Below are 12,449 nucleotides of genomic sequence, written 5' to 3'. Positions count from 1 at the left end.
TTTAATTCTTGATACATTCAATTTAATTTACAGGTTCAATAATATAGCTGAATTGATATGCCTTAAACGGCATCATATTTTTATCCATAGGCGTTGCACCCCAGCTTTGTATTCCTCCCACACCCATTTGATCCAGGTCAATATTCAAATAAGTTTTACCAGAAGGCTCTAACAATCTTGAATGCTGCTGGCTTTTTTCAGCAGAAGGATAAAGCTGATCCCAGCTGTAAGGAATTACAGAAAAATTGAACATTTCACCATCCATAACTACTCGAAAACCATTACCTCTGGAATCGATGATTTGCAACCAACGGGTATCGGTCCTGTTACCGGATTCCTGAGGTCTTATATATGGATGATACATTTCTTCTACAGATTTTCCGTAAACACCTAACATAGCACTGGTTTTCCGGTCTTTATAGCTTTCCCAGGGGCCCCTGCCATACCATTTCACCTCATCAAATTGCTCTGGGAGGATAAAGCGATTTCCGAATTTCATTAGATACTCATGTTTATTTGAAAGGGACTGAAAATCGTTATCAATTTTTATTTTTCCTTCTTTGAAAACGGAAATAGTCTGTACCAGCTCAGCATCCCCATTCAGAATGTCGAAGATTAAGGATATTTGAAGTACTCCTTCAGAATTGGTTTCATATTCCATATCCTTGAGCTTTTGATCTGGCTGCTTCAGGTAATCAAATTTCCTATTGTAGCCCGCACCAAAGTCATTATCATTTAAAGGACGGAATAAAGAAAGTTCCAGACCTTCTTCAATAATTATTTTTCCTCTATAAATAAAGTCTTCTAAAACCCCGGTCTTTTTATCTATTTCAAAAGAAAACCTCCTGCCTGAAATTTTTAAAATTTCATTTAAATCTTCTACGTCAAACTCTTCTGCTTCCAGTGGTGTAGCTGAATTATATCCCTGTTTTACTAAAAATTCTTCTTCTGCCATGAGCGTTCCGGAATCCAAAAGACCAATTTGCTGGTTTGTGAATGCTTTTACTCTCAAAGCATATTCTGCATTATCTTCCGGAATCGTAAAAGGAATTTCTTTTTCCGTAGTATTCTTTGCCGGAAGAGCTATAGATTCCCATTCCTCTACTTCAATCACTTCTCCATCTTGAAGCAGTTGTAGCTCATAGCGGTAATTCGACAAATCCTTGAAGAAATGTTTGTTTTGAATGATGAGTCGGGTACTATCCCTATTTATCTGAAAACCAACTTCCTGATACACCTTTCGTACTTCATAAGCATGTGGATTCCATTCACGATCTGGCATCAATAATCCGTTGATCAGAAAATTATTGTCGCTTGGCGTATTTTCGTCACCCCAATCTCCTCCATAGCCAAAAATAGTTTTTCCTTCAACCTCTTTATAAATTCCCTGATCTACCCAATCCCAGATGTAACCGCCTTGGAGAGACTGATATTTTTCGATATTATCCCAGTATTCCTGGAAATTGCCCATACTGTTTCCCATGGCGTGAGCATACTCACTCATAATGTAGGGTCGCTTAGGATTGTGAGTGGCATAATATTCTAAATAATCTGGATGTGGGTATTGTGGAACAATGATATCCGTATTCCATTCTGTAGTAGAACGTTCATACTGTACAGGCCTTGTGGGATCGAACCCTTTTAGCCAGTTATAAGCTTTGTAAAAGTTATAACCATTGCCAGCCTCATTTCCCAGACTCCATGCGACTACCGAAGGATGATTTTTGTCTCTTTCTACCATTCTTTTTATGCGCAAAAAATGTGCATACTCCCAATCGGGATCATTACCCAGTGTTTTTTCCGGGGAATAAAAAAGACCATGGGACTCCAAATTCGCTTCATCGATAACATAAAAACCATGCTGATCACAGAGGTCATACCACAAAGGATCATTAGGATAATGGGATAGTCTTACAGCGTTGATATTGAGCTCCTGCATAATTTTAATATCGGTAAGCATTTGCTCTCTGGTCACCACATGATGCGTTTCAGGGTGAGATTCATGTCTATTTACACCTTTAAACCATACCGGTTTTCCGTTAACCAGGAATTCATTCCCTACGATTTCATACGATCGAAATCCTACTTTCTGGTTAATTACTTCCTGAAGTCTACCCTGAGGATCTTTTAGTGTAATGACTAAATCGTATAAATTTGGAGTTTCGGCAGACCACGACTGAACGTTTGGAAGTAGTGTCTCAAATCTTAATATAGTTTTTCCTCCTTTTCTGGCCAGGCCAATAGCTCGCTGGGATTCTGAATAAATATCTAAACCTTCTTGATTGAGCAACTTCACATTAAGCCTTGTATTGCCTAAGTTTTCATTTACATGACTCCACAACTCGATATCTGCAACGAGCCTTCCATCACGGTACTCATTTTCTAACTTAGTTTTAATGAACATATCATAAACATGAGCTTTGGGACGCGTATATAGATAGACACTACGTTGGATTCCACTTATTCTCCAAAAATCCTGAGCTTCCAGATAACTTCCATCGCTCCATCGTCTTACCTCTACAGTAATCAGATTTTCACCTGGTTTTAAAAATTCGGTTAAATCAAATTCCGATTCCAACTTGCTATCTTCTCCTAATCCTACATATTCTCCATTTACATAGAGTCGAAAAGCCGATTTAACCGCACCAAGATGAATAAACACCTGTTGGTTCTGCCATGAATCTGGTAACTGAATTTTTTTTCGATAGATACCGGTGGGTTGCGTTTCTTTTTTGACAAATGGCGGTGTAGGGTTTTCTGTGGCGAATTCAAATTTTGTATTAACATATATTGGCGTGCCATAGCCATTAAATTCCCAATTTGCGGGAACTTTGAAGTCATCCCAACCGGTATCTTCGAAACTAATGTGTTCAAAATTTTCAGGTAAATTTTTATAATGTCCAGTCCAGAAAAATTTCCAGGTTCCGTCAAGGCTAAGAAATCTGGAAGAATTTTCCCTATTTCCATCGAGGGCCATTTTTTCATTTTCATAAGCGAAATAAGAAGCCCGCATCGGTAATCTATTTTCCTCCTGTCTGGATGGATCTTCAAAAACATCATCATTCAACCCCTCTTGAGCGGTAAGCCCGGTACTGATAAAAATCAGCACACCCAATAAGAGAGCTAAGCCTTCTCTATTTAAAATGTTGATCATAAAAAAGTAAATTTCTGGATTCCCGAGTCACTTAATTTGATAAAGACTTGCCTTATCATTGTTACGTGTGACTAAGAGCTTTGCGTGATTTTTCCCAAATTTCATCAGCTTCATATCCCTAACATCGCCATCCAACCATAAGTTTTGATGATTTTTATTCAAAACCCATTTTCCATTCTCAAATTTCATTAGCCCTCCGAATGATGCATCCATTTTACCTAAGCTAACTCTAAATGGATAAAAATTTCCAGCGGTTAACAACTCTTTCTTTCCGTCGTTATCAAAATCTTCATAAAGGGCAGTTTGAAGCGCAGATACCTGAATTTCTTCCGGAAGGGATGTAATACTCTTTTTGCCATCTTTATTGATATCTAACAAAGCAGATTCAAGAGTATTGATTTGCAAGATGGAAGAGGATTGTACTCCACCGCTCTTCAAAACTTCCTGAGTGGTCGATTTAGCGTATGCGTCATAAGAAGTGAAGCTTTTCTTTAAAGATGGGACCTGGCCCAATAGCTCGTCACGACTAGGCAACATATAACTGGAGCCTTGAATGTAATAGCTTAATAAAGGATCAAACTTGCCATTATTGTCTATATCCTGAACGTAGTAAACCATCGGTTCGTCTTCAGATGCAGAAAATTGTGTATTGCTCCCCAGATTCCCTAAAATAAATTCAGAATTGCCGTCATTATCAAAATCAGCTTCTGTAATAGACAACCACCAACCATAAGAATTTTCAAGACCGTAACTACTAGTGGCATCATGCAATTCTCCTTTGTCATTTTTAAGGATGGTTACGGGCATCCACTCACCTACTATTATCAAATCCTTCCATGAATCGTTATTAATATCTGTCCAAATAGCGTCGGTGACCATCCCCACCCTTTCAATTTCATTGTTTGAAATATATTCAAAATCTATTTTGGAAGCCGAACTAGTATTTTTAAGCAAAATACTTTTTGGAGTAAAAGGATAATTATCACCTTGCACTCTGCCTCCAATGAATAGGTCAGGTTTCTGGTCTTTATTATAATCTGCAACTTTCACCGTTCCTCCGCTAAAATTTGTCCCTGGTAACCTACCATTAAACTTCTGGAACTTCCCTGTACCGCCATTAACGTACAGCCTATCCTTAAAAAAAGCAGAACCTTCCTCTTGTTCACCTCCTCCACTAACCACATAAAGGTCCAAATCGCCATCCCCATCAACATCAAAAAATATGGAGCTAGCATCTTCATGTTCTGCATCTGAACTAGAATTCCAAGGCTGACCTTCGTTATGCGCTGTTAAAAAACCTCTTTCATCTCCAAGAAATAATTCTCCAGCCTGCCCCTTAGCACCTTCAAAATATACATCATCAAATCCATCATTATTTACATCTCCAACGCTGGAATGACCTCCCAAACGAGATGTTTGATAAGGGATCAAACTTTGGTGATAAAAGTCTACATAATCATTTTCCCGATGCACAAAATTCAAGTTTGATTCATCAGTAACTTCGGTTAAAATATTAGGCTCCTTAGTTTTAAATACATCATCTTTAGATAGATTAGCTTTATTTTGATTTAAGGTCAAACTTTGATTTACTTTTACATTTTGAAGTGACGTAGTTCTATTATCAGACCATACGACATTCAATTCCGAAATTTCATCTGACTCCCCCAGACCGATAGTTAAAACGGGTTCTACGGATGATTGATAACCTCTTCCAAAGTAAGCTTCTTGATATATTTCTTTCCCATCGGGTAGTTGGAGTAATATCTTACTCCCCAATCCAAAGGTATTTTTATTAGCTCCTTGGAGTTTTATTTTGATAAAGTTGTTTTTTTTAATTCTTTCTTGTTTATTCTCATACAAAAGAACAGGAGAATTCAAATTATTTACGATAAGATCCAGGTCTCCGTCATTGTCAAAATCAGCATAAGCCGCAGCATTGGAAACTGTTTTTTCTTCCATTCCCCAATCCTTAACTTTCTTTTCAAATTTGGTACCGTCAAGATTTCGAAAAATGTAATTATTTACTCTAGTTGAAGGCATTTCCTTTATAAGCGATACGAAATCTACTTCTTCATTTTTAGATTGGGCTTCGGCTAGGGCCATATTAGCTTTAAAATTAACAAAATCGAGATTACTAAAATCCCTTAGATAACCATTTGTAATAAATAAATCCTTGTAACCGTCATTATCGAAATCTGCAAAAAGCGGGGCCCAACTCCAATCAGTGTTTGAAATACCTGATAGCTGCCCTATTTCACTAAATTTTAAAAGACTATCAGGTGAAATACCTCGATTTAATTGTAAAGTATTTCTCATATACTGATGGTGATAACCACTATCTGCAGCCATTTTATATTTATTATATTCATCAGGACCTTTTAAAACTTTCTGTCTGTAATTATCTTCCGGTAGCATATCAGCCACAAAAATATCGGGCAGTTGATCGTTATTTACGTCAGCTATGTCTGATCCCATACCAAACTTTGACATATGACCAAAGGCCGAATGAGAAATTTCACGAAATGTGCCATTCTTATTATTCAGATATAAAAAGTCCTGTTCATCATAATCATTTGTAACATAGATATCGGCATAACCATCCTTATTTATATCGCTAACTGCAGCGCTCAAACCAAAATTTACCCCACTACCATAAATACCTGATTTTTCAGAAATATCCACATACTTTCCGCCCTTGTTTTCGAACAATTTATTGCCAAATACAGGATGACGCATATTTCTTAGTTTCCTTATATTATAAAATGTTGTGTAGAACTTATTAGCATGATTAAGAAGAAACATGTCCAGGTCTCCATCATTATCATAATCCAAAAAGTAAGCCTGGGTTGAAAATGTACCCGGAGCATCTAAACCATATTCTTTTGCCTTTTCTGAAAAATACGGGATTCCATCATCGTCTATTCCTTGATTTACAAACAATTGATTCGCACGACCAGCATAGTCTACTATAACAGGTTTATCAAAACCTTCACGGGAAGAATTTCCAGAATAGGATAAGTAGATATCCAATAATCCGTCACCATTTACATCTGCCATAGTAACTCCCGTTTTCCAACCGTTTCTTTCAGTGATATTAGCTTTTACAGTAATGTCCTCGAACTTAAAATCTCCCTTATTAACAAACAACTTATTATTAACTGAATTCCCAGATAGATAAACATCTGGCAGTCCATCTTTATTAACATCCCCTACAGCAATCCCCCCACCATTGTAGAAGTATTCATAAGTCATTACATTATTTTCCTGGGTCTCTTCAATATGATTTACAAAATCAAGGCCCGATGATGCATTTGATTTTTTATCAAAAAGGTGACCATCTTTACAACCTAAAAAAGAAAAGAAAAGAATGAGAACAGAATTTTTTTTCAGGAATGATAACATATTCGAAAGAATTTGGTGAGGAACTAACCTCACCAAATTTAGTTGTAAAAATTATTGCTGATATCCGGGATTTTGTTCTATTGCCCCTCCACTTCGCTGAATTTCTTCAAAAGGAATAGGTAGGAAATACTGCCGATCCACCCATTGCCTATTTGCCTGCGTAGTAAAATCATAATTATATTCAAAGCTACCGTCTGAAAGCCTAAAAACTTCTACCCCCATTGCAGGATCATCCAAAACTTCATCTGCTATCATCCAGCGTCTAATATCAAAGAATCTATGATCTTCCAAAACGAATTCAACTCTTGTTTCATTTCGATATTCTTCCATCAACTCTTGACCCGAAGTATTAATATCAGGCATTTCTCGCATTCTTCTAACCTCATTTATGGCATTTCTAGCCTCTTCCTCGTTACCTAATTCAATTTGTGCTTCGGCGTAATTCAAATAAAATTCGGTTTTCCTAAAGAAAATGTAAGGCCCTGTATTTCCGTCAAATTCGCCTACCGAAGGCTGAGACCACTTTAAGAAATTATAGCCTGTTCTGGAAGCATTATGTGGGGATATAGGAGAAATTCTGGAATCAAGGCCCGCTAAATCCTGATTATCAGGTTCTTGTTTATCAAGATACGGATCGTACGTTCCATCCTTGAAAGATGCACCATTATATAAAATGGTTTCGTAAAACCTCGGGTCCCTATTTTCATATGGCTCCTGTGGATTATAAGAAGGAGATTCTTCCGGAAGCTCTCCTGAAGTTACAAGTTCAAAACTATCTACTAAGTCCTGAGTCGGAGTAATTGTAGCCCATCCCCCATTACTATTAGGGAATAACCATACATTTACACCATAGCCTTGATTATTTTGCTGACTATATTGTCTCCTAAAAATAACTTCCTGATCATTTTCTCCTCTAAACATAGGACCCCAATTATCCATATCTACTAAAGAAACAGAGCTGAGATCCATTACTTCACGATTTGCCTCCATAGCAGCTTGCCATTTACTTTGGTCACCACTTTCATTAAAGAGAGGACTCGCAGCGTATAAGAGGGTCCTACCTTTAAGAGCCATGGCTGCTTCCATAGAAGCTCGTCCATCAAGTACAGAGCTTTTAGAAGGAAGTTGTGATATTGCCATATCTAATTCTTCCACAATAAATGCTACTGTTTCCTCTATAGAACTACGATCAACACTGTAAGAGTCTTGACCTAATTCAAAGGTATCTGTTATAAGCGGGACACCTCCATACCAACTAAGTAATTGAAAGTAATTATAAGCCCTAATAAAATGCATTTCTCCTTTCATCGTGGTTAATTCATTCTCATTAATCGGAGATCCCTGAATTTGCTCAAAGAATAAATTTGCCCTTCTAATGTAAGTATAGGAATGATACCACAGACTGAATGTTACACTTTCTCCATTGTCACGAGTAACTTCCCCCTGATTATAACGGCGCACTTGTGCTTCAGCACTTCCGTGTTGATTATAGGCATTGTCAGTGAGACCATCTGTAAAAGTGTTCTCATCCCTAAAAGGTGTTCTAAAGGTACCATAAGCACCATTAACATAATTCCTTAATAGGGAGGCATCTGAAAATACGTCAACATCACTGTAACCATTCAAAGGTTTTGTATCCAAAATATCTTCGGAACATGACATCATAAACCCAATGTTTATAAATCCGACTATATAAAACAGTTTATAAATCTTTTTCATCATATGATTTTTTAAAACGTTAAATTGAAACCTAAACTTACATTTTTAGTAATAGGGTATTGCCAAGCCTCAATATTTATTGCTTCAGGATCTGTGAGTCCATCATCGTCCAGATTATCCCAAGTTATTAAATTGTATCCACTAACAAATACCCTTACACTACTAAGCCCTACAGGGGCTATCCATCCTGTTGGAAGATTATAAGCTAATTCAGCTGATCTTAACCTCAAGAACGATATATCGCGATAAAACATGGTACTCCTATCTACAACATTTCCTCGATTGAGAGCAGGAAAAATACCTTCGGGATTCAATACAGGATCATAAGCAGTTTCTAAAAAATATCTTAACCCGTTATTTCCTGGCGCAAAACTATATCTAAGATATTGAGTAGCTCTGGCCTGACCTGCAAATACTGTATTTAACTCAAAACCTTTAAAATCTCCTCCTATTTGAATTCCATACTGAATTTGTGGAATATTAGTGAGTTCCTGCCTTGTTCTATCTGCATTATTAATAACATCATCACCATTAACATCTCTAAAAATTGGATCTCCTATTCCTCCTCCATAACCTGGTAAATTATCTACTTCTTCCTCTGTTCTATAGATACCAAGATATTCATACGCCAGTTCAGATCCTACTGGATAACCTTCTGCACTTTGGTATTCCTCAGGATACAAACCTTCCTGATCTAAATAAACCTGATTACTTTTAGCATATGTAAAATTACCTCCTAAATAAAAATTGATTTCTCCAACGGTTCCATTATACATGCTTTCCAATTCCACCCCTTCATTATGAACTTCGCGAATGTTTTCATCAGGTAAAGTAAGACCGGTATAGCCAGGAACACTAAGATTTCTTGGACCTAGTATATTGTCACGCACTTCTTTAAACACGTTTGCACTTAAACTCAAATTATTATTAAAAAATGTGGCATCAGCACCAAGGTTATAACTTTTTGAAACCTCCCACGTTATATTTGGGTTTGCTGCCACACCAGGGAACAATGCATTAACGTTTTGATCACCAAACACTAAACCTCCTCCAAGTTCGAATAAGTTCAAATACTGAAATTGATTTACTCTATCATTACCCAATTCTCCGTAAGAAGCCCTAAGCTTCAAAAAGCTTATCACATTATTATCCTCGAGGAACGACTCGTTGGATATTATCCAGCCGAGGGTGACACCCGGAAAAAACCCAAACCGATTTCCTTCAGGAAAAATTGATGACCCATCATACCTAAAGAGAAATTCTGCGAGATATTTATCATCGTAACCATATTTTATCCTCCCGAAATAATTTTGTCGAGTTAAAACACTAGCCGCTCCATTATTACTTTGCAATGCCGAATTTGCACTACCCGCAAACAGCTGGTCTATTTGATCGGTCTGAAAACCATTTCGTTGTACCCAATAACTTGACTGTTCATCCTTATTTTGCTCATATGCCAAAAGCACATCAATATCATGATCACCGAAACTTTTAATATAATTCAAGCTAGCATTTAAAGTTACTGACTTCCTGTTTTGAGAATCCAAGCGTAAAAAATTATTGTTAAAACTAGGCCCTCCAGTAAATTCTTCAACTTCCCCATCATTATCAGTATCCTGGTAATAAGTAAATGGCTGGTTAAAATGCTTCCTTTCATTTCTATAAATATCTACCGCCATCCATCCGGATAAGCTAAGGCCATCTATATAAGGAATTTGATAATTTGCTTTTACTGTTCCGTTGAAAATATTGTTATTCTGGTTTAAATAACCCCTACCCTGCGCGATGGCCAATGGATTATTAGCTTCGCGACCACGAGCAGGCAAACCATTAATAGTAGCAGGAATGTCTGGTGCTGCTCTTATCGTGTTCCCATAAATTGTATTATCATCTGATTGAAGAAATGACCGAATATCCTCCCTTCCTAAAAGGTCAAGACTTACTGTTAAATCATCCGTAATATTAGCATCAAGGTTTGTTCTAAAGTTATACTGTTTGAACCCACTGGTCTCATCACCGCGGATAAGTCCATCCTGGAAAGCTGTTCCCAAAGAAATGAAATATTTAACCGCCTCACCCCCTCCTCTAATTGTTAAGCTCTGACGCTCCTGAGAGGAGTTTGATTTGTAAACCTCATTTATCCAATCTGTTGTAGGAGTAGTTCCATTTTCAAAATTAGTGATCTGTTCATCCGTATAGACCGGATCCTGACCCCGCTGCCGCGCATAAGCATTAACGCTTTGAGCATAAAGTGAAGCATCAGCTAACTCTACGTCCCTGGTAGGACTTACAAACGCATGATTATAGCTATAACTAACCGTAGGCTTACCGATTTTTCCTCTTTTGGTAGTAATCAAAATCACTCCGTTTGCAGCCTGAGCTCCATATATAGCAGCTGAAGCATCTTTAAGCACGGACACGCTTTCAATGTCATTAGGATCAATTCTAGCCAAATCATCCCTGTTAGCAACACCATCAATAACATACAAAGGGGTATTATTTCCCGTTGTACCTAAACCACGAATAAGTATACGCGGATTATCATCTCCAGGTTCTGAATTATTTTGATTTATTATTAACCCAGGAGCCCTGCCTGACAACGCGGCGGCCGCATTTATAACTGGAGTCTTATTAATTGCTTCTCCTTCTACCTGTTCTACGGCACCCGTTACTTTACGTTTGGATTCCGTTCCATACCCTACCACGATGACCTCATCTAAGGCGGCAGTTTCAGTTTCAAGAGTTACATTCAGTTCTGTTTGATTATTTACTGGAATCTCCAGAGTTTTATAACCCACAAAACTGAACTCCAATACAGCATCGGGAGAAACTTCAATGCTGTAATTTCCGTCAAAATCCGTAATAACACCATTAGAAGTACCTTTTTCAATTACGTTGACTCCCGGGACCGGAATCCCAGTATCGTTACCGGTAACATTTCCACTTACTGTAATTTCTTGTTGTTGAGCTTTCATCACATTTAAGGATAAAAGCAAAAACATATAAAAATAAAATTTTCTCATAAGATTAATAGCTAGCGAACATTAAATATCTTTTAACGTTTTGTTACATCAAATTTAAAATTAAAAAATGGCGAGGTAGATGCTTAATTTTGCAATCCTTTGAACAATATTTGCAAAATGAAAATTTTTGAAAAAAAACTTTATTTATCGCATAACTTCATCAAAAGGTAATCTTACATATTAAAATAATTATCATAAAAGCTTATTTTTAAACAAATTTTAATTTGTTTAAAAATTTCTTTAATATTTTCATTGAATGAAATTACTTTTTACCTTAAATTTATCTTAAATAAGAGTGATTTATTATGAAATTACAACTTTTACACAAGGATATTTATAGCAATGTAAAATGTTTAATGCATAAACAGAAAAGATTCCTAGATCTGTGGCACTACCACCCGGAGTTGGAATTTGTTTATATCAAAAAAGGCAAGGGAGTTACTTTAATTGGAGATTACATTGGAGAATTTAATGAAGGTGATCTCTTTCTTTTAGGATCAAACCTGCCACACGTTTTCAGAAGTGATGCAGAGCTTGATTATGATTCAGAAGCACTTATCCTATACCTTAATCCAGATTTTTTAAAGAAACTATCAAGGGTAGAGAACGAATTTGGATTTTTAGATGAAATTATCTCTAATTCTAAGTATGGTTTAAAATTCAAGCAATTTCCAAGTAAATTAATTAAAAAACAACTGCTAGATTTAGTCGATAAATCCCCTAATGCCTGCACGCTGCACACTCTGGCCATTTTAAACGAATTAGATACCAATAGTGGATATTCTAAACTAGGTGGCATCAATTGTATAAAAAATTATGATATAAAAGATGAACGTATAAAGCAGATTAATGACTACACAATGAGTAATTTTGATCAGGAAATCGATCTAAATACAGTTGCCTCTTTAATAGGAATGAACAAAAGCGCTTTTTGCCGGTTTTTCAAACAAAAAACCGGCAAAACTTACATCACCTACTTAAATGAAATACGAATTAATCGAGCCTGTAAAATTCTGAAATTAGAGAAAACCAAAAATGTGATATCAATGGCCTGTTTTAAATCAGGCTATAACAATCTTTCTTATTTCAACAGAATATTTAAAAAAAACAAGGGCCAAACTCCATCAGAATATTTATACAACTGATACTTT

5 protein-coding genes are annotated in these 12,449 nt (G+C 36.6%); 1 reads left to right on the top strand and 4 read right to left on the bottom strand.

Translation table 11 applies throughout. From position 1 onward, the window contains the following. Positions 1-22: 22 nt before the first annotated feature. The 4 genes from RM539_RS04690 to RM539_RS04675 are packed head-to-tail and all read right to left on the bottom strand — an operon-like array spanning position 23 to position 11,298. Positions 23-3,154 (bottom strand): glycoside hydrolase family 2 TIM barrel-domain containing protein, encoded by a 3,132-nt coding sequence (locus RM539_RS04690; RefSeq protein ID WP_311502270.1) that lies wholly within the window; start codon positions 3,152-3,154, stop codon positions 23-25. Between the two features lie 27 nt (positions 3,155-3,181). Further along, a complete protein-coding gene (locus tag RM539_RS04685) occupies positions 3,182-6,556 on the bottom strand; it encodes a VCBS repeat-containing protein (protein ID WP_311502269.1) in 3,375 nt (1,124 codons plus the stop codon). A 51-nt stretch (positions 6,557-6,607) separates the two neighbouring features. After that, positions 6,608-8,278 (bottom strand): RagB/SusD family nutrient uptake outer membrane protein, encoded by a 1,671-nt coding sequence (locus tag RM539_RS04680; protein ID WP_311502268.1) that lies wholly within the window; start codon positions 8,276-8,278, stop codon positions 6,608-6,610. Positions 8,279-8,286: 8 nt separating this feature from the next. Then, positions 8,287-11,298 (bottom strand): SusC/RagA family TonB-linked outer membrane protein, encoded by a 3,012-nt coding sequence (locus RM539_RS04675; protein WP_311502267.1) that lies wholly within the window; start codon positions 11,296-11,298, stop codon positions 8,287-8,289. Positions 11,299-11,654: 356 nt separating this feature from the next. Here RM539_RS04675 and RM539_RS04670 point away from each other — a divergent pair, with 356 nt between their 5' ends. Beyond that, entirely contained in the window at positions 11,655-12,443 is a 789-nt protein-coding gene (locus RM539_RS04670) for an AraC family transcriptional regulator (protein WP_311502266.1), read from the top strand. Positions 12,444-12,449: the final 6 nt, after the last annotated feature.

The organism is Autumnicola musiva, from assembly GCF_031846585.1.
In the GTDB taxonomy this organism is placed as follows: Bacteria; Bacteroidota; Bacteroidia; order Flavobacteriales; family Flavobacteriaceae; genus Autumnicola; species Autumnicola musiva.
Note: the sequence above shows the minus strand (reverse complement) of the source record. Positions and strands in the feature narration are given on the sequence as shown.

What these genes read in the sequence shown, in the direction of transcription:
- RM539_RS04690 (WP_311502270.1), bottom strand. Translation starts at nt 3,154, where the DNA reads ATGATCAACATTTTAAATAGAGAAGGCTTAGCTCTCTTATTGGGTGTG.
- RM539_RS04685 (WP_311502269.1), bottom strand. Translation starts at nt 6,556, where the DNA reads ATGTTATCATTCCTGAAAAAAAATTCTGTTCTCATTCTTTTCTTTTCT.
- RM539_RS04680 (WP_311502268.1), bottom strand. Translation starts at nt 8,278, where the DNA reads ATGATGAAAAAGATTTATAAACTGTTTTATATAGTCGGATTTATAAAC.
- RM539_RS04675 (WP_311502267.1), bottom strand. Translation starts at nt 11,298, where the DNA reads ATGAGAAAATTTTATTTTTATATGTTTTTGCTTTTATCCTTAAATGTG.
- RM539_RS04670 (WP_311502266.1), top strand. Translation starts at nt 11,655, where the DNA reads ATGCATAAACAGAAAAGATTCCTAGATCTGTGGCACTACCACCCGGAG.